This is a genomic window from Serinicoccus hydrothermalis (genome assembly GCF_001685415.1).
In the GTDB taxonomy this organism is placed as follows: domain Bacteria; phylum Actinomycetota; class Actinomycetes; order Actinomycetales; family Dermatophilaceae; genus Ornithinicoccus; species Ornithinicoccus hydrothermalis.
The window spans coordinates 1,800,687-1,826,145 of record NZ_CP014989.1; the positions used below are offsets into that span (position 1 = coordinate 1,800,687).

25 protein-coding genes are annotated in these 25,459 nt (G+C 74.0%); 18 read left to right on the forward strand and 7 right to left on the reverse strand.

All coding sequences use genetic code 11. The features are described 5' to 3' along the window. Window positions 1–219: 219 nt before the first annotated feature. The 4 genes from SGUI_RS08325 (at window position 220) to SGUI_RS08340 (ending at window position 8,391) form a co-directional block, all read left to right on the forward strand. A complete protein-coding gene (locus tag SGUI_RS08325) occupies window positions 220–3,867 on the forward strand; it encodes an FtsX-like permease family protein (protein ID WP_066638653.1) in 3,648 nt (1,215 codons plus the stop codon). Beyond that, complete coding sequence (locus SGUI_RS08330) at window positions 3,864–6,632, forward strand: FtsX-like permease family protein (RefSeq protein WP_066638656.1); 2,769 nt, start codon at window positions 3,864–3,866, stop codon at window positions 6,630–6,632. Before SGUI_RS08325 ends, SGUI_RS08330 begins: the two co-directional genes overlap by 4 nt. Before the next feature lie 68 nt (window positions 6,633–6,700). Next, window positions 6,701–7,675 carry an ABC transporter ATP-binding protein gene (locus SGUI_RS08335; RefSeq protein ID WP_237141306.1) on the forward strand — a complete coding sequence of 325 codons (975 nt, stop codon included), beginning with the start codon at window positions 6,701–6,703 and terminating at the stop codon, window positions 7,673–7,675. Next, window positions 7,672–8,391: an ABC transporter ATP-binding protein gene (locus SGUI_RS08340; protein WP_066638659.1), complete on the forward strand. Its 720-nt coding sequence runs from the start codon at window positions 7,672–7,674 to the stop codon at window positions 8,389–8,391. Before SGUI_RS08335 ends, SGUI_RS08340 begins: the two co-directional genes overlap by 4 nt. A gap of 92 nt (window positions 8,392–8,483) precedes the next feature. Here the strand turns inward: SGUI_RS08340 and SGUI_RS08345 are convergent, their stop codons facing one another. Continuing rightward, window positions 8,484–9,251, reverse strand: a complete 768-nt coding sequence (locus SGUI_RS08345; protein ID WP_066638662.1) for an SDR family oxidoreductase — start codon at window positions 9,249–9,251, stop codon at window positions 8,484–8,486. Then, on the reverse strand, window positions 9,248–9,736 hold the full coding sequence (locus tag SGUI_RS08350; protein WP_202816564.1) for a nucleoside deaminase: 489 nt from the start codon (window positions 9,734–9,736) through the stop codon (window positions 9,248–9,250). The genes SGUI_RS08345 and SGUI_RS08350 overlap by 4 nt, the downstream gene beginning before the upstream one ends. Window positions 9,737–9,892: 156 nt before the next feature. Between SGUI_RS08350 and SGUI_RS08355 the strand changes: the two genes are divergently transcribed. The 8 genes from SGUI_RS08355 (at window position 9,893) to SGUI_RS08390 (ending at window position 19,495) form a co-directional block, all read left to right on the forward strand. Continuing rightward, window positions 9,893–10,501, forward strand: a complete 609-nt coding sequence (locus SGUI_RS08355; RefSeq protein ID WP_066638665.1) for an RDD family protein — start codon at window positions 9,893–9,895, stop codon at window positions 10,499–10,501. 49 nt (window positions 10,502–10,550) lie between these two features. Then, a complete protein-coding gene (gene galE, locus SGUI_RS08360; protein WP_066638668.1) occupies window positions 10,551–11,567 on the forward strand; it encodes a UDP-glucose 4-epimerase GalE in 1,017 nt (338 codons plus the stop codon). Window positions 11,568–11,736: 169 nt separating this feature from the next. Further along, on the forward strand, window positions 11,737–12,126 hold the full coding sequence (locus SGUI_RS08365; protein ID WP_066638677.1) for a BlaI/MecI/CopY family transcriptional regulator: 390 nt from the start codon (window positions 11,737–11,739) through the stop codon (window positions 12,124–12,126). A gap of 12 nt (window positions 12,127–12,138) precedes the next feature. Beyond that, window positions 12,139–12,996: a M56 family metallopeptidase gene (locus SGUI_RS08370; protein WP_083190579.1), complete on the forward strand. Its 858-nt coding sequence runs from the start codon at window positions 12,139–12,141 to the stop codon at window positions 12,994–12,996. A gap of 74 nt (window positions 12,997–13,070) precedes the next feature. Further along, window positions 13,071–14,534, forward strand: coding sequence for a cytochrome ubiquinol oxidase subunit I (locus SGUI_RS08375; protein ID WP_066638688.1), 1,464 nt, complete (start codon window positions 13,071–13,073; stop codon window positions 14,532–14,534). A 14-nt stretch (window positions 14,535–14,548) separates the two neighbouring features. Then, window positions 14,549–15,640, forward strand: coding sequence for a cytochrome d ubiquinol oxidase subunit II (gene cydB / locus SGUI_RS08380; protein WP_066638694.1), 1,092 nt, complete (start codon window positions 14,549–14,551; stop codon window positions 15,638–15,640). A gap of 3 nt (window positions 15,641–15,643) precedes the next feature. Beyond that, a complete protein-coding gene (cydD, locus tag SGUI_RS08385; protein ID WP_066638696.1) occupies window positions 15,644–19,144 on the forward strand; it encodes a thiol reductant ABC exporter subunit CydD in 3,501 nt (1,166 codons plus the stop codon). 9 nt (window positions 19,145–19,153) lie between these two features. Beyond that, on the forward strand, window positions 19,154–19,495 hold the full coding sequence (locus SGUI_RS08390) for a hypothetical protein (RefSeq protein WP_066638698.1): 342 nt from the start codon (window positions 19,154–19,156) through the stop codon (window positions 19,493–19,495). A 28-nt stretch (window positions 19,496–19,523) separates the two neighbouring features. Here the strand turns inward: SGUI_RS08390 and SGUI_RS08395 are convergent, their stop codons facing one another. Further along, window positions 19,524–20,102, reverse strand: coding sequence for a hypothetical protein (locus tag SGUI_RS08395; protein ID WP_066638701.1), 579 nt, complete (start codon window positions 20,100–20,102; stop codon window positions 19,524–19,526). Further along, complete coding sequence (locus tag SGUI_RS08400) at window positions 20,099–20,347, reverse strand: hypothetical protein (protein WP_157621783.1); 249 nt, start codon at window positions 20,345–20,347, stop codon at window positions 20,099–20,101. Before SGUI_RS08400 ends, SGUI_RS08395 begins: the two co-directional genes overlap by 4 nt. 92 nt (window positions 20,348–20,439) lie before the next feature. Here SGUI_RS08400 and purB point away from each other — a divergent pair, with 92 nt between their 5' ends. From purB to SGUI_RS08420, 4 genes are read left to right on the forward strand one after another with little or no spacing between them, the layout of a single operon-like run. Further along, window positions 20,440–21,888 carry an adenylosuccinate lyase gene (gene purB, locus SGUI_RS08405; protein WP_066638706.1) on the forward strand — a complete coding sequence of 483 codons (1,449 nt, stop codon included), beginning with the start codon at window positions 20,440–20,442 and terminating at the stop codon, window positions 21,886–21,888. Beyond that, entirely contained in the window at window positions 21,885–22,250 is a 366-nt protein-coding gene (locus SGUI_RS08410; RefSeq protein ID WP_066638708.1) for a barstar family protein, read from the forward strand. The genes purB and SGUI_RS08410 overlap by 4 nt, the downstream gene beginning before the upstream one ends. Further along, on the forward strand, window positions 22,247–22,831 hold the full coding sequence (locus tag SGUI_RS18015; protein WP_237141307.1) for a guanyl-specific ribonuclease: 585 nt from the start codon (window positions 22,247–22,249) through the stop codon (window positions 22,829–22,831). The genes SGUI_RS08410 and SGUI_RS18015 overlap by 4 nt, the downstream gene beginning before the upstream one ends. A 23-nt stretch (window positions 22,832–22,854) precedes the next feature. Beyond that, window positions 22,855–23,445 (forward strand): MOSC domain-containing protein, encoded by a 591-nt coding sequence (locus SGUI_RS08420; protein ID WP_191090885.1) that lies wholly within the window; start codon window positions 22,855–22,857, stop codon window positions 23,443–23,445. A gap of 47 nt (window positions 23,446–23,492) precedes the next feature. Here SGUI_RS08420 and SGUI_RS08425 read toward each other — a convergent pair whose 3' ends face one another. From SGUI_RS08425 to SGUI_RS17665, 3 genes are read right to left on the reverse strand one after another with little or no spacing between them, the layout of a single operon-like run. After that, window positions 23,493–24,026, reverse strand: a complete 534-nt coding sequence (locus SGUI_RS08425) for a GNAT family N-acetyltransferase (RefSeq protein WP_157621784.1) — start codon at window positions 24,024–24,026, stop codon at window positions 23,493–23,495. Between the two features lie 24 nt (window positions 24,027–24,050). Next, window positions 24,051–24,479: a type II toxin-antitoxin system VapC family toxin gene (locus SGUI_RS17660; RefSeq protein WP_066638711.1), complete on the reverse strand. Its 429-nt coding sequence runs from the start codon at window positions 24,477–24,479 to the stop codon at window positions 24,051–24,053. 2 nt (window positions 24,480–24,481) lie between these two features. Beyond that, a complete protein-coding gene (locus SGUI_RS17665; protein WP_066638713.1) occupies window positions 24,482–24,736 on the reverse strand; it encodes a hypothetical protein in 255 nt (84 codons plus the stop codon). A gap of 81 nt (window positions 24,737–24,817) precedes the next feature. Here SGUI_RS17665 and SGUI_RS08440 point away from each other — a divergent pair, with 81 nt between their 5' ends. After that, window positions 24,818–25,105, forward strand: coding sequence for a metal-sensitive transcriptional regulator (locus tag SGUI_RS08440; protein ID WP_066638716.1), 288 nt, complete (start codon window positions 24,818–24,820; stop codon window positions 25,103–25,105). A gap of 80 nt (window positions 25,106–25,185) precedes the next feature. Further along, window positions 25,186–25,425, forward strand: coding sequence for a heavy-metal-associated domain-containing protein (locus tag SGUI_RS08445; protein ID WP_066638719.1), 240 nt, complete (start codon window positions 25,186–25,188; stop codon window positions 25,423–25,425). Window positions 25,426–25,459: the final 34 nt, after the last annotated feature.

The window sequence follows — 25,459 nt, forward strand, 5'->3', positions numbered from 1 at the left end:
GACTACTGGTTTCGTCGCCATGGCGAACAAACGAGAGGTCGAAATCCGGCCATCGGGTATACCGTGCGGCCGGTCGAAGCAAACCGCGCGGCCGGTCCGCACAAACCGTGCGGCCGGTCGACGCATACCGCGCGGGCGGTCACGTCTGGGTCACGATCAGCGGCCTGACGTCGGGGAAGGCTTCGGGGGCGTCGGAGCGGCACCCTACAGTCCTTGCGTATGAGGTGGGCGAGCTTCGCGAGGGCGCGGGCCCGGGCTTCGGCCGGGCTGCTCCTCACCCTGCTCGCGCTCGTCGTCGTGACGACGGCGATCATCGCCGGGACGGTCGGCTACTCGACGGCGGCCGCGAGCACGGCCGCCCGCGCCGCCCTGTCCCAGGGCGAACCCACCGAGACCGGTGTCCAGGTCCAGACCCGCCTCGCGGAGGACCCGCAGCGCCAGGACGAGCTGGCCCGGCGAACCATCGCCGACGCCTTCGCCCCGGCCCCGGTGAGCATCGGCCGCCTCGTGGTCAGCGAGCCCCGCCCGGCGCAGCTGGACGGCACCGTTCTTGACGGCGAGCTCGTGGTCACCGGTGGCCCGGACCTCGCGACGGGCGGGACCGCGCCGGCAGGTCTTGTCACGGTGGTCGACGGCACCTGGCCGGACGGCGACGGCGACGGGACGCCGGACGCCCCGACCCAGGGCGCGCTGCACGTCGGAACCGCGCAGGCCTGGGACGTCGAGGTCGGCGACGTCCTCGTCGTCGCGGACCGGGCGGTCGAGGTCAGCGCGACCTGGCAGCCGGTGGACGCGCAGGACGCCTTCTGGTTCGGCGACGAGCTGGTCCGCACCGGCGTCGCCGACGAGGACGCGACCCTCGGACCGGTCGTCGTCGACGAGGCCCTGGCGCAGCAGGTCGGTGCGCCCTTCGTCCGCTGGCCGGTGCGCCCGGACGCCGACGCGATCACCCCGGACGACCTCAGCGTCCTCGCGAGCGGCGCCGAGAACCTGCGCTCCGAGCTGCGCGACGTCGAGGGCCTCACGGTCCGCGGCGTCCAGGTCGAGGGCGACCTGGCCCCCACCGCCGGTCAGGCCGCGACCAACCTCGCGACCGCCCGTGCCCTCGGCGTCGTCCCTCTCTCGGTCCTCGTCCTCGTCACCGGGCTGGCCGTGGTCCAGCTCGCCCGGCTGCTGGCCACCACCCGCGAGCCGCAGGCCCAGCTCCTCGTCGCGCGGGGCGCCACCCGCCGCCAGCTCCTGCTGAGCACGCTCGCGGAGTCCCTGGTCGTCACGGTGCTCGGCGCGGCGGTCGGCACCCTGCTGGCCCGCCTCGGCCTGCTCCTCGTGCCCGGCAGCGAGGGCGCGACAGCGCGGGTCGTCGCCGCCGGGGCTCTCACGCTGCTCGGTGTCGCCCTCGTGCTCACCGCAGTCGCCTGGTTGCAGGCCGGCCGGCTCGCCGGGGGCCAGGCGATCGCCGACCGCTCGGGCCGGGCCCGCGCCGCGACCGCCCTCGCCACCCTGGTGCTCGTGCTCGGCGCGGCAGCCCTGAGCTGGTGGCAGCTGCGGCGCGCCGGGTCGCCGCTCACCCGCGCCGAGGACGGGACCCTCGGCACCGACCTCGTCGCCGGCGCCGCACCCGCCCTGCTGCTCGCCGCCGCCGCGGTGGTCGCCGTGGCGCTCCTCGGACCCCTCAGCCGCGCCGTCGAGCTCCTCACCCGCCGCACGCGCACGACGGCCGCCCACCTCTCGTCGGCCCAGGTGAGCCGGCGGCTGCCGGTGTATGCCGTCCCCGCCGTCCTCACCGTCCTCGCCGTGGGCTCCACGACCCTGGCGGCGCTCTACTCCGGCACCAGCGCGCAGCTGCGCGACGACCTGGCGGCGGTCGGCGAGGGAGCCCCGCTGCGGGCCGACGTGGTGCGCCCGCCCGCCACGGTGGAGCCGGGCGTCGTCCCGGACCCGCCGCCGGACCTCGCCGAGCTGCCGGAGATCGGCGCCGCCGCGCTCGTGTGGTCCGAGCCGGACGCGCGGGTCGGTGACGTCCCGGTGCCGCTCATGCTGGCCCCCACGAGCACCGACGGCGGGCTGGCGCAGGTCGCGAACGTGCCCCAGGGCATACCGGGCGGTCTCGTGCCCACCGGGCTGGACGAGGTGCTCGACGCCGAGGGCGACCACCTGGCCGACGAGGTGATCACGGTGCCGGAGGGTGCGACGGAGGTGAGCATCGAGCTGCGGGCCGAGCGGGGTGTCGACCGTTGGGAGCTGGCGCGCCTGGACGGGATCGCGCAGACCGAGCAGGAGATCGCGGACCAGGTCGCGGAGCTTGAGTCCGAGACGTCCACCGACGACGAACCACCACCCGAGGGCGAGGAGCAGCCGCCGGCAGAGCTCTCCGAGGAGATGCTCCTCGACCGGGTCGAGAGCGAGGTCGCCGCGGTCGCGGCACCGGTCGAGGTCGGCCTCACGGTGCTGGTCGAGGACGTGCGGACGGGGATGACGAGCTCGGTCGACACCACCACCGTCGAGCTGCCCGGCCCGCGACTGAGCTACGACCCGGCCACCCTCGACGACTTCGCCGCCGAACCCGCCCGCACCTCGGCGACCCTGACCCTCACCCTGCCCGAGGGACGCCAGCACCGACTCCGCGCCGTCACGCTCCACCTCCCGGAGCCGTACCCGTCGGACGCGCCGGCCGAGTTCGTCTTCACCAACAGCTCGACCACCCTCGAGCTCGACCTGTCGATGCGGGCCGAGGGCGTGGACCTGCTCGCCGACACCGGGGAGTGGGGCAGCACGGATGCGCTCACCGCGGCTCAGGCGGCCCCGCTGGCCGAGGAGGCCGCGGCCGTCGAGGAGGCCAGCGTCGAGACGACGGTCGAGGTCGAGCGGGGCTACGTCGGTGACGAGGGCCCGGCGGTCTCGACCTTCACCGAGAGCAACGAGCCGCTCGTGCCCGCCTGGCTCGACACCTCCGGGGCCACCTGGCACCTGGAGGTGCAGGACTCCACCACCGGGCCGTCCCGGCTCGTCGTCGCGCCCGGCGTCGAGCCGCCCGACCTCACCGGCAAGGTCCCTGGACCCGGACCCGGAGCCGGACCTGAGCAGGCCACCTCCAGCTCGGCCGTCGTGCCCGTCGCGCTGACCCGGCAAGCGGCCGCCGCCGCGGACCTCGCCGAGGGCGACCCCATGACGCTCAGCCTGGTCGGGACCACCGTGCCCGCACGCGTCGAGGCGGTCGTCACCGCGCTGCCCGGCCAGCAGGGGGAGACGGCGGCCCTGGCCGACTCGAGGGTCGCGTCGCTGGTCCTCGCGGAGCAGCAGCGCAGCCTCACCTGGCCGACGCAGGTCTGGGCCGCCCCGTCCGGCGACACGCAGCAGGCGGTCGACGCGCTCACCGCCCGCGACGACCTGCGCGCCGTCACCGGCCCGGGCACGGTCTCGGTGACCGACGCCACGAGCGCCGCACGGCTGGTCTTCTGGGTCGCCTCCGCCGGCGCCCTGCTCCTCGCGCTCACCGGCATCGCCGCGGTCGCGGCGACCCTGCTGTCGTCGCGCCGCTCCGAGGTCGCGGTGCTCCGTGCCCTCGGTATGCCGCCCGCCCAGCAGTCCCGCTCGCGGGCGATGGAGCTGGTCGGGGTGGTCGCGGCCGCGATCGCCTTCGGGCTGCTCGCCGGCTGGCTGGTCGGGCAGGCCGTCGTCCCCGAGCTCGCCTCGTCGACCACCCAGCCCGGCCGGCTGCGGCTGCCGGCCGCCCTGCGGCTGGAGGCGGCGCCGTGGGGCGCCGTGGTGGCGCTCACCGCCGCGGGCGCGGTGCTCCTCGCGTGGCTGCTGGGGTCGCGCGTCCGGGCCCAGGCGCTGGACCGCACCTACCGGGAGGAGATCCGGTGAGCCCGCGGCACGGCATACCCCACCGCACCGGTGCCACCGGGCTGGCGCGGCGCCAGTTCGCCGCGGACCCGTGGGTGTCGCTGGGTCTGGCCCTGCTCGTCGGCACCGTCGCGCTGCTGCTGACCGCGGTCCCGCGGGGGCTCGTCGACGTCCAGTCGCGCCAGCTGGTCCAGGAGATCGGCTCCCTGTCCGCGGCGCAGCGCGACCTGCGGGGCGACTGGCAGCGGACGGTCGTCTTCGGCTCCACGCAGGACCTCACCGGCGACCCGTCCGCCGACGGCTGGGCGCCGCTGGTCGAGGGCGCCGAGCGGGTCCGCGCCGAGCAGCCCGAGCCGCTGCGCAGCACGCTCGGCCCCGCGCAGTTCCTCGTCCGGCTGACCGACACGGTCGACTACGCGCCCCCGGTCGAGTCCGGCTACTACGCCGCCACCCTGAGCCTGGCCGTCGACCCGGACCTCACCGAGCACGTGGACCTCGTGACGGGCGACTGGCCCGAGCTGGTGGTCGATCCTCCCGTGTTCGGCCCGGACGCGCCGCAGCAGGAGCAGGACGACCCGGAGCCGGTCCCGGTGGTGCTCCTCGACGAGGCCGCGGACGAGCTCCTGCTCGAGGTCGGGGACGAGGTGCAGGGACTCGTGGTCGCCGGCACCTACACCCCGACGGAACCCGACGACCCACGCTGGCAGCACGTCGACAACGGCGCCACGCTGGGCACGCTCTACGACCCCAACCTCGGCGAGAGCGCGTATGCCACCGCCTTCCTCTCCCCCGACAACCGGGGCAGCATCGGGCAGCCCGCCTCGGTGCGGATGCGGATGTGGTTCCCCGTCCAGCCCGGGGCGATCACCGGCAGCACCGGCCAGGTCGAGGCCCTGCGGGCCCAGGTCAACGGCTTCCTGGCCGAGCAGCACACGCTGGCCACGGCCGACGAGATCGGCGATGCCGGCGCCGCGCAGGTGCCGCTGTTCACCACGGACCTCACCGAGGCCCTGGGCCGCATCGTCAGCCAGCAGCGGGCCACCTCCTCGCTCCTGGCGGTCGTGGCGGCCGGCCCGCTCGGGGTCGCGCTCGCGGTGGCGGCCCTCGGGGCCCGGCTGGTGGTGCACCGGCGGCGCCAGGCCCTGGCGATGACGCTGGCGCGGGGCGCCTCACCCGGTCAGCTGCGGCGGCTCATCGCGGGCGAGGGGCTGCTGCTCGGCGTCCCCGCCGCGGCGCTGGGGCACCTGGGCGCGACCCTCCTGGTGCCTGGCCCGACGCCGTGGTGGCAGTGGCTCGTCACCGCCGTGGTGGCCCTCGTGCCGTCGGTCGCGCTGGCGGCGTCGGTCGACGACGCCTCGCTGCAGCAGCGCCGCAGCGACCTGTCCTCCCGCAGCGCCAGCCGGTGGCGCTGGGTGGTCGAGCTCGCCGTGGTGGGCCTGGCCGGGGTGGCGACCTGGCGGCTGCTGGACCGCGGCGCGCGCGGCGACGGCGCCGGCCAGAGCGGCATCGACCTGCTCGCCGCGGGCACCCCGGTGCTGCTCGCACTGGCGGCCTGCGTCCTCACGCTGCGGCTCTACCCCCTGCCGCTGCGCGCGCTCGCCGCCGCCCTGCGGGGCCGACCCTCGCTGACCCCCTTCCTCGGTGCCTCCCGGGCGCTGCGCGACCCCGCGGGCGGGCTCGTCCCGGCGCTCGCGGTCGTGCTCGGGACGGCGATCGCGCTGGTCAGCGCTGTGCTGCTGTCGACCGTGACCCGGGGGGCCGAGGTCGCCGCGTGGGAGGCGAACGGCGCCGCCGTCCGCCTCAACGGCCCGCTGCTCAGCGACGAGCTACGCGCGGAGATCGAGCAGATCGACGGTGTCGTGGCGGTCGGCGGGGTCGCGGACACCGGCGCCACCCGCGACCTCGTCGTCGACGGCGAGCGCCAGGCGATCCGGGTCTGGGCCGCCGAGCCCCAGGTGCAGGAGGTGTATGCCCGCTCCGCGCCGGTCCCCCCGCTGCCGGACGAGTTCTGGCGGGACGAGGGCATACCCGCCGTCGTCACGCTGCTCGGTGCCGACGAGATGATCCCGGACGACGCGACCGAGGTGCAGGTGTCGCGGCTCGGCGAAATCGAGGTGGTCGGGCACCGCGACCAGGTCCCGGGGATCCTCGTCACCGGCGCCGGCGTCCTCGTCGACGGCGAGCGCTGGGTCGCCGCCGGCGGCAGCATGCCCGACGTCACGACCACGCTCGTCGGGGTCGCCGACGGCGCCTCGCCCCAGGCGGTCGCCGACGACGTGACCGAGCTCGTCGGCACCGGCGGGGTCGTCACGACCGTCACGACGCGGCTCGAGGCCTTCGAGGACGCCCCGGTCACGACCGGGCTGCGGCAGCTCTTCGTCGGCGCCACCGTCGTCTCCGCGCTGCTCACCGTGCTCGCCGTGGTCGTGGTCCAGCTCATGGGGTCCACCGCGCGCACCGCGCTCCTGGCCACGTTGCGGACCCTGGGCCTCGGGGCGCGGCAGACCCGGGCGCTGACCGCCTGGGAGTTGGCCCCCTTGCTCGTCACGTCCCTGCTCGTGGGGACGCTGCTGGGGCTGGGCGTGCCATGGGTGCTGCTGCGCGGCCTCGACCTCACCGGCCTCACCGGCGGGAGCGCGCAGCCCGCCCTGTCCCTGGACCTGCCGCTGCTGGCCGCCGTGCTCGGCGCGGTGGTCCTCACCGTCCTGATCGCCGTCACCGTCAGCGCCTGGATCGCCGGGCGCACCAACCTCGCGCAGGCCCTGCGCGTCGGGGAGGACCGATGAACCCGCACGACACCACACCGACCGAACACCCCTCCCGTCCGCCCACGGACCAGACCGGACACCCTGCGGTGGCGGAGCCCCCTGGGCGTGGCGACATCTGGTGCGAGGACCTGGTGCGCATCTACTCCACCGAGGGGGTGGAGGTGCAGGCGCTGCAGGGGCTCAACCTCGTGGTCGACCCCGGCGACGTCGTCGCCCTCGTCGGCGCCAGCGGCTCGGGCAAGTCGACGCTGCTCGGCATCCTGTCCGGCCTGGACCGGCCCACGGGCGGTCGCGCCCGGGTGGCCGGGGTCGACCTGCTGTCGATGAGCCGGGCGCAGCGAGTCGACTACCAGCGGCATACCGTCGGCTTCGTCTGGCAGCAGACGTCCCGCAACCTGCTGCCCTTCCTCACCGCGGCCGAGAACGTCGCCCTGCCGATGGTCATCTCGGGTCGGACCGAGCGCGAGCAGCGGGTGGGCGAGCTGCTCGACCTGCTGGACGTCGGCGACTGCGGGGCGCGCCGTCCGGCCGAGCTGTCCGGCGGCCAGCAGCAGCGGGTCGCGATCGCCACGGCGCTGGCCAACTCCCCCGCCGTGCTCCTCGCGGACGAGCCGACCGGCGAGCTCGACGACGCCGCCTCGGCCCAGGTGCTCGAGGCGATGCGGGCCTCGGCCGGCGAGCTCGGCACGACGGTGCTGGTCGTCACGCACGACCCGACGGTCTCCGACCACGTGCGGCGCACCGTCGCGATCCGCGACGGCCGGACCTCGACCGAGGTGCTGCGCTATGTCGTCACCGACGAGTCGGGAGAGCAGCGGCAGGTGGCCAAGGAGTACACCGTCATCGACCGCGCCGGGCGCATCCAGCTGCCCCGGGCGCACGTCGAGGAGCTGGGCCTGCGCGACCGGGTCCGGCTCGAGGCCGAGCCCGACCACGTGCAGGTGTGGCCGGACGACGAGGAGCACGCCGCCGGCGAGCGACGAGACGGACCCGATCGGACACCCCTTCCGTCCGAGCGCGAACCGCGGGAGTCGCGCCCGGTACCTCAGGAGGAACGATGAGCGAGCCGACGGCATACCAGGACCAGGCGGACAGCGGCACCGGCGCGGTCGTGCTCACCGGGCGCGACCTGCACCGCACCTTCGGCACCGGCGCCACCGAGGTCCACGCCCTCGCCGGGGTCGACCTCGAAGTGCCCGCGGGGCGGCTCACCGTCGTCCGCGGGCCGTCGGGGTCGGGCAAGACGACCCTGCTCAACCTGCTCGGGGGCCTGGACCGCCCGACCGGGGGCCAGGTGCTGCTCGACGACGGGCGGGTGCTCTCCGAGCTGCCGGAGAAGGACGTGCTGGCGGTGCGGCGCGAGCGGATCGGCTACGTCTTCCAGAGCTTCGGTCTCGTCCCGGTGCTGTCGGCGGCCGAGAACGTCGAGGTCCCGCTGCGGCTGCAGCGGACCCCGGTCGGCGAGCGCACCCGGCGCGTCGAGGAGGCGCTGGAGCTCGTCGGGCTGGCGCGGCACAGCAGGCAGCGGCCCTACGAGCTCTCCGGCGGGCAGCAGCAGCGCGTCGGGATCGCCCGCGCGCTGGTCAGCGACCCCGACATCCTCATCGCCGACGAGCCGACCGGGCAGCTGGACTCGGACACCGGCGCGATGATCATGGACCTCTTGGTCCGGCTCACGCATGAGCGCCGCATCGCCTCCGTGGTCTCCACGCACGACCCGGTCCTCATGGGGCGGGCCGACCAGGTGGTCGAGCTGCACGACGGCCGGCGGGTCTGAGCCACCGGCCACACTCCTACCCAGAAGTTGTTCCTCTGCGGTGATGCATCAGCGCAGAGGAACAGCTTCTGCGTAGGAGTGGCGAGACTCGCTCAGTCGGCCGTGCGGAAGCCGCCGTTGCTGTGGAGCAGCTGGCCGGTGATCCAGCCGCCCTGCTCGGAGAGCAGGAAGCGGACGAGGTCGGCGGTGTCCTGCGGCGTCCCCAGGCGACCGAGCGGCGTCTGCGCGGTGCCCGCCTCGCGGATCTCCTCGGTCATCCAGCCGGTGTCGATCGGCCCGGGGTTGACGACGTTGGCCCGCACGCCGAGGTCGGCCAGCTCGTGCGCGGCCGCGACGACGAGGCGGTCGAGGGCTCCCTTGCTCGCGCCGTAGGGGAGGTTGTATGCCGTGTGGTCGCTGGTCAGCGCCACCACGCGGGCGGCTCCGCGGTCGACGACCGCCGGGTCGAGCTGCTCGGCGAGAGCCCTGATGAGCAGCCACGACGCCCGCGCGTTGACCGCGAAGTGCCGGTCCCACGACTCGACCGTGGTGGTGCGGATGGCACTGTCCACACTCTCCGCGTGCGAGAGCACCAGGGCGGTGAGGTCGCCGCGCCGGTTCGCCTCGCGCACCAGCCGCTCCGGCACCTCGGGGTCGGCGAGATCGGCGGCGACGACCTCGACCTGCGCGCCGAGCTCCCGGCAGCGCGTGGCCACGGCCTCGGCGTCGTCCGGGCTGTGCTCCAGCCCGACCCGCTCGTCGTAGCCCGGCCAGTGGCACAGCGTCAGGTCCCAACCGTCCCCGGCCAGGGCGAGGGCGATCCCCGCCGCGATGCCCCGGCGGCGTCCGACCCCGGTGAGGAGCACCGTGCCGCAGCTCATCGCGGACCACCCCCGGCACGACGCGCGTGCAGCGCGCGGACCTGCTCGGCCAGATCCGGGTCGGGGCCGTCCACCACCGCACCGGGCACGACCTCCTCGATCGGCAAGGGTGCGACCGGGCCCGGCTCCCGGCCCAGCTCTGCCGACCACGCGGTCAGCTGAGCCGTGGATGAGGCATACACGATGCGCCCCAGGCCGACCCAGCCGTGGGCGGCGGCGCACATGGGGCAGTGCTCGCCGGAGGTGTAGACGGTGCTCGCCGCCCGGTCCGGCGGCGAGAGGTGCTGCGCGGCCCAGCGGGCGATCGCGAGCTCGGGGTGCTGCGTGTGGTCACCCCCACCGATGTGGTTGTGGTCCTCGAGCAGCACCTCGCCCTGCGGCGAGACCAGGACCGAGCCGAAGGGGTCGTCACCCGCCTCGAGAGCGGCCTGTGCGAGCTCCACCGCCCGGGTGAGATGGATCCTGTCCGTGTCGTCGATGCCCACCGGCCCACCGTAGTTCGCCGCACGTGCGGGGGACGGCGAGAGCGGCCAAAACCCCCGCCGACTGTTCGGAGCCGACAGCGGCGGCACGGCGTCATACCCTGGAACAGCCGGGACCGTGCTCCCGGCGACCGACCGGCAAAGGGCAGAGGAGACACCATGAGCTGGGCACCGCCGCCACCGGACCGCGACCGCGAGCGCGACCACCTCACCGGCCCCACCGACGCCGCGCCGTGGGACGTTCCCCCGATCCCGGCCTGGTCGCCGACGTCGGCCTACGGCCAGCCCGAGGACACGCCGCCCACCCGGCCGGCACCGCCGCCGCAGCTGCGCTACGCCGACTGGGGCGAGCGGGTCGCCGCGACGCTGCTCGACTGGAGCCTCCTCTTCGGGGTCCTCGTCGTCCTGGGGGTGGTCAGTGGCATCGTCGAGCCGCTCGAGGACCTGGCCGGCTTCGCATGGGTCGCCTCGCTCGGCTACCTCGCCTGGCTCAACGGCTCGAAGGGGCAGTCGCCCGGCAAGGCGCTGCTCGGGCTCAAGGTCGTCCGCGAGGCCGACGGGTCGCCGCTGGGCGGGTTCGTGGGCCTCGTGCGCGGCGGGCTCCTGGGCCTGCTCAGCCTCTTCACCGTCGGCATCTTCTTCCTCGTCAGCGTGCTGTGGCCGTTCCGCGACCCCAAGAAGCGCGCCGTCCACGACCTCGTCGTGAGCGCCGTGGTGGTCTCCGGCTACCCCAAGGCCCCGGTGAGCCCGCGCCTGCTCAAGCCCTGACCCCGGCGCCTGGGCGGTCGCGCGCCCGGGATCTGACAGCATGAGCGGTATGCGCGTCCTCGTCACCGGCGGTGCCGGCTACATCGGGTCCCACACCGTCATCGCCCTGGCCCGGGCCGGGCACGAGGTCGTCGTCGTCGACGACTTCTCCAACAGCAAGCCCTCGGTGACCCCGCGCCTGGAGGAGCTGGCGGGCATACCCGTCCCGGTGCACGCCTTCGACCTCGCCGACGGCGACAAGCTCGACTCGCTGCTGGCGCAGGAGTCCTTCGACGCGGTCATCCACTTCGCGGCCTTCAAGGCGGTCGGCGAGTCGGTCGAGAAGCCGATCGACTACTACCGCAACAACATCGGCGCGACGCTGCGGCTCGTGGAGGCGATGGTCGCCCGGGACGTGCCCTACCTCGTCTTCTCCTCCAGCGCCACGGTCTACGGCGAGGACGCGCCGGTGCCGATGACCGAGGGGCTGCCGACGTCGGCGACCAACCCCTACGGCTGGACCAAGGTCATGAACGAGCAGATCCTGCGCGACGTGACCCATGCCTACCCGCAGCTCAAGGTCGCGCTGCTGCGCTACTTCAACCCGGTCGGCGCCCATCCCTCCGGCCGCATCGGCGAGGACCCGTCCGACATCCCCAACAACCTCATGCCCTTCATCGCCCAGGTCGCGGTCGGCCGGCGGGAGAAGCTCTCCGTCTTCGGCGACGACTACCCGACGGTCGACGGGACCGGCGTGCGCGACTACATCCACGTCGAGGACCTCGCCGAGGGGCACGTCGCGGCGCTGGAGTGGATCAGCACCCACGAGCGGCCGCTGTCGGTATGGAACCTCGGCACCGGGCGCGGCACCTCGGTGCTCGAGCTGGTCTCGGCCTTCGAGCGCGCCAGCGGCCAGGAGATCCCCTACGAGATCGTCGCGCGGCGCCCCGGCGACATCGCCAGCTCGTATGCCGACCCCTCGCTCGCGCGGTCCGAGCTGGGCTGGCGGGCGAGCCGGTCGGTCGAGGACATGTGCGCCGACACCTGGCGGTGGCAGCAGGGGAACCCGCAGGGCTACCCGGACTGAGGGCATACCGCGCGGCCAGACGACGCAGACCGCGCGCCGGACGACGCAGACCGCGCGGCCGGTCGACGCAAAGCGTGCGGCCGGTCGACGCAAACCGTGCGGCCGGTCGGGGAGGGGGAAGCGGCGGGCACCAGGCGCGGCGAGGGGGGCGAGGCGTACTGTGGTGAGCATGTCCTTGCGCAGCACCTCCCTCGGTGACCTCGAGCGGGTGGTCATGGAGATCCTCTGGTCGGAGGGTCCCGGCCTGTCCGTCCGGGACGTCATCGACCAGCTGGCGCAGCGCGACCACGACAAGGAGCTGGCCTACACCACGGTGATGACGGTGCTCGACCGGCTGTCGAAGAAGGGAATCGCCGAGCGCACCCGCGACGGGCGCGCCTGGCGCTACTCCGCGGCGGCCAGCCGGGAGCAGCTCGCCGCGACCGCCCTGCGCTCCGCCCTCGACACGGTGAAGGCCGACCGCACGGCGGCCATGCTGCACTTCCTCGACGACGCCAGCCCGGGCGAGCTCGACGACCTGCGCGCCGCCCTGGCCGAGGTCGAGCGCCGCCGCGCCTGACCGCACCCCGCCGTGGCCGGCCCGCTGCTGACCGCCTCGGTCGTCCTCGCGGCGCTCGTCCTCACCCTGCTCGCCCCCCGGCTGCTGCCGCGGTGGGAGGCGCTGCGCCGCCTGCCGGGCCCGGCCCTGCTCCTGTGGCAGTCGGTCGGCGTCTCGGGGGTGGCCTGCGCCCTGCTCGCCGCGCCGGTCGCGGTCCGCACGACGGGCCTGGCGCAGCCGCTGCTGCTCGGCCTGGCCCTCGCGCTCTCCGTGCTCATGCTGGCGCGGCTCCTGCTCTCGGGGCACCGGGTCGGCACCGACCTGCGCCGTCGGCGTGCCAAGCACCGCCAGCTCATCGACCTCGTCGGCGGGCGCCTGCACGGGGCGACGGCGCAGGTGGCCACGCAGGTCGCGCGCCCGCCGGGCGTCTCCGTCATCGCCGAGGGCAACCCCACCGCCTACTGCCTACCCGGCAGGCAGCGGCGCATCGTGCTCACCCAGGCCGCCCTCGACCGGCTCGACGCACCCCAGCTGCGCGCCGTGCTCGCCCACGAGCAGGGCCACCTCGACGCCCGGCACGACCTGCTGCTCGAGCTCTTCACCGTCATGCACGAGGCGGTCCCCCCTCCGCTGCGGGTCCAGGCCGCCATGGGCGAGGTGCACCTGCTCACCGAGGCCCTGGCGGACCGGATCGCGGAGCAGCGCACCGGGCATACCGAGCTCGCCCGGGCGCTGGTGGCCATGGCCGGCACGGGGAGCACCGAGGTCACCACCCGCATCAGGCTGCTGGCCCGGCCGCCGGCCGCCCTGGCCGCGCGGGCGGCCGTCACCGTGCTGGCGCTGCTGGTGCTCGCCCTGCCGTGCGCGGTCGCCGTCCTGGCCTGGCTCTGACCTGGCCCACGACACGGAGTAGTGTGTACGACAGCACGTAGTTTCCAACGCTCTCCCCCCAAGAGAGGCCTCCCGTGGACGCACTCGACCTGGCCAGGTGGCAGTTCGGCATCACCACCGTCTACCACTACTTCTTCGTGCCGATCACGATCGGGCTCAGCCTGCTCGTGGCGATCATGCAGACGCAGTGGATGCGCACCCGCAACACCCAGTGGCTGCGCCTGACGAAGTTCTTCGGCAAGCTCTTCACCATCAACTTCGCGCTCGGGCTGGTGACCGGCATCGTGCAGGAGTTCCAGTTCGGGATGAACTGGTCGGACTACTCCCGCTTCGTCGGCGACATCTTCGGCGCCCCGCTGGCGATCGAGGCGCTGCTGGCCTTCTTCCTCGAGTCGACCTTCCTCGGCCTGTGGATCTTCGGCTGGGGCCGGATCCCGGAGAAGCTGCACGCGGCCTGCATCTGGCTGGTCCACATCGGCACCGTGCTCTCGGCCTACTTCATCCTGGCCGCCAACTCGTTCATGCAGAACCCGGTCGGCTACGAGATCAACCCCGACACCGGCCGGGCCGAGCTCACCGACTTCCTCGCGGTGCTCACCAACAAGGTGCAGCTGGTGACCTTCCCGCACGTCCTCACCGCGGCATACATGACCGGTGGCGCCTTCGTGCTCACCTTCGCGCTCTGGCACCTGTGGCGCCGGCAGACCCCGTCCGTCGACAAGCCGATGTACCGCAAGGCGGCCCGGCTCGGCGCGGTCGCCGTGCTCATCGCGGGCGCCGGGGCGGCCGTCACCGGCGACCTGCAGGGCAAGATCATGACCGAGGTGCAGCCGATGAAGATGGCGGCCGCCGAGGCGCTCTACGAGGACGTCCCCGAGGGTGAGGGCGCACCCTTCTCGATCATCACCGTCGGCACCCTCGACGGTGACGAGGAGGTCTGGGCGATCACCGTCCCCAAGCTGCTGTCCTACCTCGCGACCGGCTCCTTCGAGGGCGCGGTCGAGGGCATCGACCACATCCAGGACCGCTACGAGCTGACGTATGCCGGCTCCGAGCTCACCGCCGCCGACGACTACCGCCCGGTGATCCCGGTGACCTACTGGAGCTTCCGCCTCATGATCGGCCTGGGCCTGGCGGCCATGGCCGTCGCGGTCGCCGTGCTCTGGCGCCTGCGCGGCAAGGGCGAGCCGGACGACGAGACCCGGATGAGCCACCCGCTGTGGGCCTGGGTCGCCACGGCCGTCGTCTTCATGCCGCTGCTGGCCAACTCCTTCGGCTGGATCTTCACCGAGATGGGCCGCCAGCCCTGGCTGGTCATGGGCCTCATGACCACCCGCACCGGCGTCTCCCCGGGCACGACCACGGGTGAGGTGCTGACCTCGCTCAGCGTCTTCACCCTGCTCTACGGCGCCCTCGCGGTCGTCGAGGTCAAGCTGCTGCTGCGCTACGGACGGGCCGGTGCCGAGCAGGTGCCGGAAGACGCGTCCTACGACCCGTCCGACCGCGACGACGACGACGCCTACGTCTTCACCTACTGAGCGAGGAGACCGCCATGGAACTCACCACGATCTGGTTCGTCCTCATCGCCGTCCTCTGGATCGGCTACTTCTGCCTCGAGGGCTTCGACTACGGCGTCGGGATGCTGCTGCCGGTGCTGGGGCGCGACGAGACGCCGAGCGGCGACGACGACGGCGGTACCGGGCATACCGGGGAGACGCGGCGGCGCCAGATGCTGTCGGCGATCGGCCCCTTCTGGGACGGCAACGAGGTCTGGTTGCTCACCGCGGGCGGCGCGATCTTCGCGGCCTTCCCGCACTGGTACGCCACCCTCTTCTCCGGTTTCTACCTCCCGCTGCTGCTCATCCTCGTCGGCCTCATCCTGCGCGGCATCGGGCTGGAGTACCGCGGCAAGGTCGACTCGGCCACGTGGCGGGCGCGGATGGACACGATGGTCGTCGTGGGGTCCTTCGTCCCCGCGCTGCTGTGGGGCGTCGCCTTCACCAACATCGTCAGCGGCGTGCCGATCGACGCGGACATGGAGTATGTCGGTGGCTTCTGGAACCTGCTCAACCCGGCCGCGCTGCTCGGCGGGCTGACCACGCTCACCCTCTTCCTCACCCACGGCGCGCTCTTCGTCGCGCTCAAGACCGACGGGCAGCTGCGCCACGACGCGCGGGCGCTGGCGCTGCGTCTGGGTCTGGCCGCGGCCGCGCTCGCGGTGCTCTGGCTGGGCCTGCTGCACCTCCGCACGGGCACGCCGCTGTCGTGGACGGTGGCCGGGGTCGCCGCGCTCAGCCTGGTCGGCGGGCTGGTCCTCGCCGCACGCGGCCGCGAGGGCTGGGGCTTCACCGGGACCTTCGTGGCCATCGGGCTCGCCACCGCCTCGCTCTTCCTCGCGCTCTTCCCGGACGTCATGCCCTCCAGCCTCGACCCGGCGTGGTCGCTCACCGCCACCAACGCCAGCTCGAGCCAGAAGACGCTGGGGATCATGACCGTGGTGGCGCTGGTCTTCACGCCGGTCATGCTCCTCTACACCGCGTGGAGCTACTGGACCTTCCGCAAGCGCATCTCCGGCCACCACATCCCCACCGAGGTGCACCACGCCGCCGTGGAGCCGCAGCCGACGGCGCCGACGGGGCGCTGAGCCGTGCGCCCCGTCGACCCGGCGCTGCTGCGGTCGCTGCCCGCCACCCGCGGGCCGGTCGCGGCGCTCGGACTCGTCGGCGTCGCCTCGGGCGTCGTCGCGATCGCCCAGGCGGTCGTGCTCGCCCTCGTCGTCGGTGCCGTCGCCCGCGGGACCGGGCTGCAGGCATACCTCGTGTGGCTGGTGGCGCTGCTCGTGCTCCGCGGGGTGCTGGCGGCGGTGGGCGAGCTGACCGCCCGGTGGGCGGGGCTGCGGGTGGTCGCGGTGGTGCGCGCCGCGGTGCTGCGCCGCTGGCTCGGGCGCCCGGTGGAGGGGCGGCCGACGACCGAGGTCGCGATCACCCGGGCGACGGAGGGGGTCGCGGCGCTGGAGCCGTATGTCGCGCGCTACCTGCCCGCGCTCGTCACCGCCGCGGTCGTCCCGGCGCTGGCGCTGGTCACCCTGGTCGTCGTGGACCCGTGGAGCGCGCTCATCGTCGTGCTGACGCTGCCGCTGCTGCCGGTCTTCGCCGCGCTCATCGGGATGCACACGCGCGAGCAGACCCAGCGCCGCTGGGGGGCGATGGAGCTGCTCGCCGGACACTTCCTCGACGTCATGCGCGGGCTGCCGACGCTGGTGGCCTACGGGCGGGCGCGGGCCCAGGTCGACGCCGTCCGCGAGGTGGGCGAGCGGCACCGGCGGGCCAGCGTCGCCACGCTGCGCACCGCCTTCATGTCGACCGCGGCCCTCGAGCTGCTCGCGACGATCTCGGTGGCGATGGTGGCGGTGGCCGTGGGGCTGCGGCTGGCGCACGGCGGCATGGACCTCGTCGTCGGCCTCACCGCCATCCTGCTCGCGCCGGAGGCCTACTGGCCGATCCGCCGGGTGGGCGCGGAGTTCCACAACGCCGCCGACGGGGCGCAGGTGCTGGAGGACCTGGCCGCCGACGGGCTGCTGTCCCCCACCTCCGACCGGACACCCCTCCCGTCCGCCCCCACCTCCGACCAGACACCCCTTCCGTCCGCATCGGCCCGGACACGAGGGGTGTCCGGTCGGGAGGGGGTGCGCCTGGACGCCGTGACGTATGCCCACCCCGGCCGGGCGCAAACCCTCGCCGAGGTCTCGCTCGCCACGCCGGCGCCCCCGGGCCTCACCGTGCTCACCGGTCCCAGCGGGGCGGGCAAGACCACGGTGCTCGAGCTGCTGGCCGGTCTGCGCACCCCGGCCTCGGGGCAGGTCACGGCACCGGCCGCCCACCTGGCCACGCAGCGCCCGCTGCTGCTGCCCGGGACCGTGCGGGACAACCTCGCGCTGGCGGCCCCGGACGCGACCGAGAAGCAGATGCAGGACGCGCTCGACCGGGTGGGCCTGTGGGCCCAGCTGGCCGACCGGCACGGCCTCGACACCCGGCTCGGCGACGACGGGCTCGGCCTCTCAGCCGGTCAGCGCGCCCGCCTCGCCCTGGCCCGCGCGCTACTCTCCCCCGCGCCGCTGCTGCTCCTCGACGAGCCCACCGCCAACGTGGCGGCGGACGGCATACCCCTCGTCCACGAGGTCCTGGTCGACCTCGCCCGAGGACGTCGCGTCGTCGTGGTGACCCACGACCCGCAGCTGGCCGCGCTCGCCGACGACCGGTGGTCTCTCGACGGTGGTGCAGGAACGGTGCTGCGGAGTCGTCGCCCCGGCGACGGGAGCGCAGCACCGTTCCTGCACCAGGACGACCGGGCCGACGCGGAGTCCGACGCCGAACCCGACCTCGAGCCGGGCGTGGTCCGGCCGATCCCCGTCCCCGGGGGCCGCCGCGGGCTCGTCCTCGCCTGCGCCCTCGGCGGCGCGTCGGTCGGCTGCGGCGTCGCCCTCACCGCGACCTCGGGCTGGCTCATCGTGCAGGCCTCGACGATGCCGGTGGTGCTCACGCTGCTCGTCGCGGTGGTGGGCGTGCGCGCGTTCGGCATCTTCCGCCCGGTCTTCCGGTATGCCGAGCGCGTCGTCAGCCACGACGTCGCCCTGGCCGACCTGGCCCGCCGTCGCGCCGACCTCTTCGCCGCCCTCATCCCGCTCACCCCCGCCCGCCTGGGCCGGCGCAGCCGCGGTGCCCTGCTGGGCGCGATGGCGCGGGACCTCGACGACGTCACCGACGAGCAGGTCCGGGTCACCGTCCCCGCCTGGTCGGCCCTCATCGCCTCGGTGCTGGGAGCGGCGATCGCCGGGTGGCACCTGCCGATGGCCGGTGCCGTGGTGGCGGCAGCGGGCCTGGTCGCCGCCGCCGTCGCGGTGCTCGGGTATGCCGCCGAGCGCCGGGCCCAGGACGACGCCGTGCGGGCACGGGGCCGGGTGCGCGAACGCAGCGCGTCGCTGGCCGCCGAGCTGCTCGCCGTGCAGGCGGTGACCGGCCGGACCGGTGGCCAGCGGCTGCTGCTCGACGATCTCGCCGCGCAGGAGGAGCGGCAGCGGGGGTGCGAGGCCCGGCTCACGCGGGCACGGGCGGTCGCGCTCACGCTCAGCTGGGTCGTCGTGGCGGCCGCGGTCGCGCTCGTCGCGGGGATCGCGTGGTCGGCGCAGGCGGCGGGCACGCTCAGCGCCCCGTATGCCGCGCTCGTCGCGCTGGTCCCCGTCGCCCTCGCGGACACCTGGGTGGGTCTGCCCGAGATCGCGGGCGCCCGCGCCAGGGCCCGCGCCGCCGCCCGACGGATCGAGGACGTGCTGCACCAGGAGCCGGCGGTCGCGGACACCGGGCACGACGAGCCGCCGGCCGGGGCTCCCTCGCTGGAGCTGCGCCGGGTGAGCGCGGCGTGGGAGCCGGGTGAGCGGGCGGTGCCGGACCTCCTCGCGCTGGACCTCTGCGTGGAGCCGGGTGATCGCGTCCACCTCACCGGGCCCAACGGCGCGGGCAAGTCCACCGCGCTGGCCGTCCTCGCCCGCCACCTCGACCCGGTGAGCGGCACGTATACCCTCTCTCCCCTCCCTCACCGCGACCGGACACCCCGTGTGTTCGGAACGGAAGGGGTGTCCGGTCCAGAGGAGCGGACGCAAAGGGTGTCCGGTCAGGAGGTGCGGGAGCTGGACCTGGAGGGCACCCGCGCGCTCATCGCGCTGGTCGACGACGAGCCGCACGCCTTCGCCGGGTCGGTGCGGGCCAACCTCCTGCTCGCCGCACCCGGGGCCGCCGACGCGGACCTGCTGGACGCGCTGGAGGCGGTGGACCTGGGCGACTGGTGCGCGACCCTGCCCGAGGGGCTCGACACGTCGCTCACCGGGCTCTCCGGGGGTGAGCGGACCCGCCTCGCCCTCGCGCGCGCCGTCGTCTCCGGCCGGCCGGTGCTCCTGCTCGACGAGCCCACGGCGCATCTCGACGACGCGACGGCGCAGCGGGCCCTCGGGGGTGTGCTGGAGCACGCCGGCGCGGACCGCGCGGTGGTGCTCGTCAGCCATGGTCGGCCCCCGCTCGGGCGATGGAGCACCGCCGCCGTCGGAACGGGAACAACCCGGCCGCGCGACCGCGCGTCCACCGCACTCATCGGCTAGGTTTCGCTCATGGACACCTCGACCATCGTCTGGATCGTCGTCATCGCCCTGGTCGTCATCGCGGCGCTGGTCGTCTGGGGGCTCGTGGCCCGCCGGAAGCGGCTCGATGCGGCCCGCCAGGAGGCGGCCGGGCTGCGGGAGAAGGCGCAGTCCGGAGAGTCCTACGCCCAGAGCGCCGAGGAGCGCGCCAAGGAGCTGCAGGGCAAGGCCCGCGAGGCCCAGCTGCACGCCGACAGGCTGCACCGTGAGGCCGAGGAGGCGACCCGCATCGCCCGCGAGCACCGCGACCGGGTCACCGGCGACTACCTCGACGCCGACGACATCGACCCGGACAGCAAGAAGCGCGGCTGACCCGAGCCGGCCGGTCCGCCCGGGCCGCTCACGCCTCCACGGGCAGGCCGGTGTCGCGCACGAGGTAGAGCCAGGGGAAGGCACGGGCACCCACCTGCCACCCCTCTGTGAGGTAGTGCCGCACGGGCCGGGTCCAGATCACCCGCCGGTGCTCCCACCGCGTGCCGGTCCGCACCATCCGGTGCCGGAACATCCCGGCCTCGACGGTGTGCCACCCCAGCTCACCCGCGAGCTGCAGCTCGCCCATCTCGTCCACGGCGGTGACCGGGCCCAACCACCGCTCGTCCGCTCCTGCATCGCCCTCCTCCCCCGGCCCGGCCGACTCGCCGAACCGCTGCTGCGCACCCTGCCGGCTCAGACCCAGCTCCGCCCCGAGCCGCGCCCAGCTCACGCCCGCACCGCGGGCCGAGCCGACCGCCTGCTGCAGCAGCGCCGCCGTGCCCTCGTGGGCCTCGGCGCACCGCCGCACCAGCCGGAGGTGCTCCTCCGTCTCCAGCGTGCCACCGGCCACCGACACCTCTCCCCCGTCACCGACGATCACCCTCCCCAGGGCGACGACGAGGTCCTCGTCCTCCTCCCGCGGCGCGTCCTGCGCCGGACCGGTCATCGCCCGTCCCGGCTCGGCAGCCAGTGCTGCTCCTCGCCACCGTCACGACGGCGCCCCGGCCACCGCCCGCTCCCCACGAGGAAGGCGCCGAGGACCATGAGCGCCAGCGTCGCGCCCTGGAAGAAGCCGTGCCAGAAGCCGCCGTCGATCTGCCGGGAGACGTAGTAGCTCACGAAGCCCGCGAGGATCACCGCCACCCCCGAGGTCATCCGGAAGGTACGCATACGGTCCTGTGGTGTCGTCATGGTGTCAACATAGTCTTGACGCCACCAACAGTCAACCCCGAGTTGACACCGACGATGCCCGGGCCGTCGCCGCTGCCTGCCACAATGCCGGTATGCCGCTCCCCGCCTCCCGCACACCCCTCGCCGAGCTCGACCCGCCGCCGACCCTGGGTGCACTCGACGGTCGCTACCGCAGGGCGGTCGCCCCGCTGGTCGACCACCTCTCCGAGGCGGCCCTTAACCGGGCCCGGCTGCACGTCGAGGTCGAGTGGCTGATCCACCTGGTGACCCAGCAGGTGGTGCCGGGCGCCCCGACGCTGACCGAGCCCGAGCAGGTCGCGCTGCGCGCGCTGGTCGCCGACTTCGACGCCGCGACGATCGCCGAGCTCGCCGAGATCGAGGCCGAGACGGTGCACGACGTCAAGGCGATCGAGTACCTCCTGCGCCGCCGCCTCGCCGACATCCTCGCCGGCAGCGAGGACGCCGAGGCCCGCACGGCCGCGCTCGCCGAGCTCGTCCACTTCGCCTGCACCAGCGAGGACGTCAACAACACCTCCTACGCGCTCCTCGTCCAGGGCGCGATCACCGAGGTGTGGCTCCCCAAGGCGCACGACCTCGTCGACCAGCTCACGGCCATGGCCCACGACCTCGCCGAGGTGCCGCTGCTCGCGCACACCCACGGTCAGCCGGCCACGCCCACCACGATGGGCAAGGAGCTCGCGGTGCTCGCCCACCGCCTCACCCGGCAGCTGCACCGGATCGAGCGATGCGCATACCTCGGCAAGCTCAACGGGGCCACCGGCACGTACGGCGCGCACGTCGAGGCGGTGCCCGGCGCCGACTGGCAGGAGGTCAGCCGCACCTTCGTCGAGCACCTCGGGCTGGAGTGGAACCCGCTCACGACGCAGATCGAGAGCCACGACTGGCAGGCCGAGCTGTATGCCGACGTCGCGCGCTTCAACCGCATCCTGCACAACCTCGCGACCGACCTGTGGACCTACATCTCGATGGGCTACTTCGCGCAGGTCCGCGGCCAGGGCACGGTCGGCTCCAGCACCATGCCGCACAAGGTCAACCCGATCCGGTTCGAGAACGCCGAGGCCAACCTCGAGGTCAGCAACGCCCTGCTCGACGTGCTCGCCTCGACGCTGGTGACCAGCCGGCTGCAGCGCGACCTCACCGACTCCTCGATGCAGCGCAACATCGGCACCGCGCTCGGCCACAGCCTCCTCGCGCTCGACAACGTCGGCCGCGGGCTCTCCGGGCTCGACGCCGTGCCGGAGGCGATGGCCGCCGACCTCGACCGCAACTGGGAGGTGCTCGCCGAGCCGATCCAGTCGGTCATGCGGGCGCTCGCGGCGCGCGGCGTCGAGGGCATGAGCAACCCCTACGAGCGGCTCAAGGAGCTCACCCGGGGCCGGCGGATCGGGCAGGCCGAGCTGGTCGACTTCGTCCGCGGACTGGGGCTGCCGGCGGACGACGAGGAGCGGCTCGTCGCGCTCACCCCGGCCACCTACGTCGGTCTCGCGCCCCGGCTCGTCGAGCACCTGGGCCAGCCGTGATCATCCTCGCCGCCGACCGCGCCGACGACGCCCGCGCCCACTTCGCCCAGTCCGGGTATGCCGTCGCCGAGGTCACCACCCCGCGCGGCGGCGGTCTGCGGGAGACGCAGGCGCAGCTCGCGCAGGCGCTGCGGCTGCCCCGGACCGCGGCGACCAACCTGGACGCCATGGCCGACTCGCTGCGCGACCTGGGGCAGATCTGGGACGGGCAGGAGGTGGCGCTGCTCTGGGAGGACGCCGGCGCCCTCGCCGAGCGGGACGGGCGCGCCTGGTGGATCCTCTCGGAGATCCTCGACGACGCGGAGTCGCTGGCCGTGGTCGCCCTGGGGGCCCGCCGGCCGGAGGACGGTGAGCAGCCGTGAGACTGTCGCGCCCCGTCGCCGCCGTGCTGCTCGTGCTCTGCGCCGTGCTCGTGCTGGTGCTGGCGCTCGGGCAGGGCGGCTGGACCGGCGACGAGCCGACGTCCGAGCAGTCCGGCGCAGCAGCGAGGCCGACGTCCTCCGAACCCACGACGCCCGAGCCCACGTCGACGACCTCTGAGCCGACCTCGGACGAGCCGACGTCGGACCAGCCGACCTTGGACGACGAGACGCCGGCGGGCGCTGCGGCGGGCGAGCCGGTCGGGACCGACACCCGCGACTGGGACGACGTCGACGCCTGTGCCGACGGCATACTCCCGGACGAGCTGGACCCGGTCGTCGACGACATCGAGGCGGGCGGCCCCTACGACTACGGCAGGGACGGCGTCACCTTCGAGAACCGCGAGGGCTACCTCCCGGACGAGTCGCGCGGCTACTACCAGGAGTTCACGGTCGAGACGCCCGGGCTGGACCACCGCGGCGCCAAGCGCGTCGTCACCGGCGGCGGCGAGATCGACCCCGAGGTCTGGTACTACACCGACGACCACTACGAGAGCTTCTGCGAGTTCGCACCGGCCGCCTGACCCGCACACCACCAGGAGGAGCATTGGGACCGCGCGTCGTCGCCGTCAGCAAGGACGAGGAGCACCGCTTCAGCAAGGTGCCGGTGGAGCGCATCGAGGTGCTGGCGGGCCTCGGCGTGGTGGGCGACGCGCACGCCGGATCGAAGGTCCAGCACCGGTCCAGGGTGCGCCGCGACCCGACCCAGCCGAACGTGCGGCAGGTCCACCTCGTCCACGCCGAGCTCTTCGCCGAGGCGGAGAGGCATGGGTATGCCCTCGGCCCCGGCGACCTGGGCGAGAACGTCCTCACCGCCGGCCTGGACCTGCTCGGGCTCCCGACCGGGACGCTGCTGCAGATCGGTGAGGCGCGGCTGCGGCTGACCGGCCTGCGCAACCCCTGTGCCCAGATCAACCAGTTCCGTCCCGGCCTGCTCAAGGTCGTCCTGGCGAAGGAGGACGGGTCGCCCCACGACCAGCCTGCCCCCTCCACGGCCACCCCGTCGGCCACCGGCTCGCGGCTGATCCGCAAGGCCGGGGTCATGGCGGTCGTCGAGTGCAGCGGCGAGATCCGGCCAGGCCAGGAGATCGGTCTCTCCCTGCCGCCCGGACCGCACCGACCGCTCGAACCGGTCTGACACCAGGCTGGCGCGTCGCGGACCGAACCGTGACCCGTGGGCGTGAGCTAGAGCACCCGCGTGGTGAACAGCGTCGTGCCACGCCCCGGGTATGCCTCCTGCCGCGCCGTCTCGCGGAAGCCGACCTTGGCGAGGACCCGGCGGGAGGCATGGTTCCAGTCCCAGACCGTGGCCCACAACCGTCGGACACGGGCCGCCCTCGCCCGGTCGATCACCGCGAGCGAGGCCTCGGTGGCATAGCCCTGGCCCCACGTCCGCCGGAGGAGCTCGAAGGCCAGCTCCGGCTCGTCCTCCGGGCCGTGCCCCTGGTGGACCAGCCCGCAGTAGCCGATGACGTCGCACTCGACCCGGCGCTCGATCGCGAGCAGCCCGAGCGGGGAGGTGGGTGGGTTGCGCCGGATCGCGTCGGCGAGGTCCTCCACGGTGGGGCGTCCCTGCGCGTCGATCCGACGGTGCGGCGGGACGCGGGGATCCCGCTCGGTCCACAACTCGCGCTGGACCGCCGCCTCGTCGACCCGCCAGGGGCGGAGCACCAGCCGGTCCGTCCGCAGCACGGGGCCGTCCTCGGGCGTCATCGTCATGGAGACCGGCGAGCGTGCGCGGTCTCAGCCCTCACCAGGCACGACCACGCGGACTCCGAAGCGCGCGAAGTCGCGGTCGAAGGTCGCCACCTCAGCTCCGTGCTCCACGGCGAGCGCGGCGATGTGGGCGTCGGTCGTGAGATTGCCTGCCGTCCCCGACTCCCGCAGCAGTCCCGCGAGCACCTGCGGGTGACGAGTGGTGGGCTGCGGGACCGTGACCCCGGGGTGCGCGAGCCAGGCGTCGAGGGCAGTCAGTGCCTCATCGGTCGTGAACGGCTCGGCGAAGACCCTCGGGTTGGTCGTGATGCGCAGGAAGCCGAGGGCCGCGACCCACGGCACCGCCAGGACCTGTGGACCCTTCACCGTGTCCTCCAGCCAGCGCGCCGTGACCGCGTGGTGCGCGGAGCCGACGTGGGCGGCATAGACCAACACGTTGGTGTCGACGACGAGCACGGTCAGCGCCCTTCGGCCAGCTTGCGCACCAGCGCCTCGTCCTCCAGCTCGTCGGCCACGCGGTTCGCTCCTCCGAGATCGACCGAGACCGGGCCGAGATCCCGGGCGGGGACGACCAGGGGTCGGACACCTGCCTCGCCACCGAGCTGCCGACGCAAGGCGTCGTTGACAGCCTGCTTGAACCGGATGTCGCGAGCGGCCATCTCCCGCTCGACCAGGGCCGCGACGTCGGGGTCGAGGGTGATCGTGGTACGCATGCTGCATCATAGCATCAATGTGTTTTGCATCATGATGTCCGCGCCTTGTCGATAGATACCCACTGGGGGTATGATCGGATCATGGCTGTCAACGGGTACACCGGCTCCAAGGACCAATATCTCAAGCGTCTGCGCCGGATCGAGGGCCAGGTGCGCGGCATCGCGCGCATGGTCGAGGACGACACCTACTGCATCGACGTCCTCACCCAGGTGAGCGCGGCGACCAAGGCCCTGCAGGCGGTGAGCCTGGGCCTGCTCGAGGACCACATCGGGCACTGCGTCGTCGACGCGGCCGCCGAGTCCGAGGAGGCCAAGGACGAGAAGGTCCGCGAGGCCTCGGCCGCCATCGCCCGGCTCGTCCGCAGCTGAGACCAGCCGGCACCCAGCGTCACGGCATACCGTCCCGCGGGCGCGACCAGCGACATACCGACCACCCGAAGGAGAACCCCATGACCGACACCCCCGTCTCCAACCAGACCACCAAGCTCGTCGTCTCCGGCATGACCTGCGGCCACTGCGTCGCGTCCGTGACCGAGGAGCTGAAGGAGGTCGACGGCGTGCTGGAGGTGCGCGTCGACGACCTCGTCGAGGGCGGCGACACCGACGTCTTCGTCACCTCTGACGGCCCGCTGGACCTCGGTGCCGCGCGGGCGGCCGTCGAGGAGGCCGGCTACACCGCCCAGGCCTGAGTCCACGGCCACCAGGCGGACGTCCGGTCGAGGA

Coding starts and splice junctions, on each gene's coding strand:
- cydB (WP_066638694.1), top strand. CDS start 14,549: ATGGAACTCACCACGATCTGGTTCGTCCTCATCGCCGTCCTCTGGATC.
- SGUI_RS08445 (WP_066638719.1), top strand. CDS start 25,186: ATGACCGACACCCCCGTCTCCAACCAGACCACCAAGCTCGTCGTCTCC.
- SGUI_RS08355 (WP_066638665.1), top strand. CDS start 9,893: ATGAGCTGGGCACCGCCGCCACCGGACCGCGACCGCGAGCGCGACCAC.
- SGUI_RS08440 (WP_066638716.1), top strand. CDS start 24,818: ATGGCTGTCAACGGGTACACCGGCTCCAAGGACCAATATCTCAAGCGT.
- SGUI_RS08400 (WP_157621783.1), bottom strand. CDS start 20,347: ATGACGACACCACAGGACCGTATGCGTACCTTCCGGATGACCTCGGGG.
- SGUI_RS17665 (WP_066638713.1), bottom strand. CDS start 24,736: ATGCGTACCACGATCACCCTCGACCCCGACGTCGCGGCCCTGGTCGAG.
- purB (WP_066638706.1), top strand. CDS start 20,440: ATGCCGCTCCCCGCCTCCCGCACACCCCTCGCCGAGCTCGACCCGCCG.
- SGUI_RS08340 (WP_066638659.1), top strand. CDS start 7,672: ATGAGCGAGCCGACGGCATACCAGGACCAGGCGGACAGCGGCACCGGC.
- SGUI_RS08345 (WP_066638662.1), bottom strand. CDS start 9,251: ATGAGCTGCGGCACGGTGCTCCTCACCGGGGTCGGACGCCGCCGGGGC.
- SGUI_RS08325 (WP_066638653.1), top strand. CDS start 220: ATGAGGTGGGCGAGCTTCGCGAGGGCGCGGGCCCGGGCTTCGGCCGGG.
- SGUI_RS08395 (WP_066638701.1), bottom strand. CDS start 20,102: ATGACCGGTCCGGCGCAGGACGCGCCGCGGGAGGAGGACGAGGACCTC.
- galE (WP_066638668.1), top strand. CDS start 10,551: ATGCGCGTCCTCGTCACCGGCGGTGCCGGCTACATCGGGTCCCACACC.
- SGUI_RS08390 (WP_066638698.1), top strand. CDS start 19,154: ATGGACACCTCGACCATCGTCTGGATCGTCGTCATCGCCCTGGTCGTC.
- SGUI_RS08365 (WP_066638677.1), top strand. CDS start 11,737: ATGTCCTTGCGCAGCACCTCCCTCGGTGACCTCGAGCGGGTGGTCATG.
- SGUI_RS08425 (WP_157621784.1), bottom strand. CDS start 24,026: ATGACGATGACGCCCGAGGACGGCCCCGTGCTGCGGACGGACCGGCTG.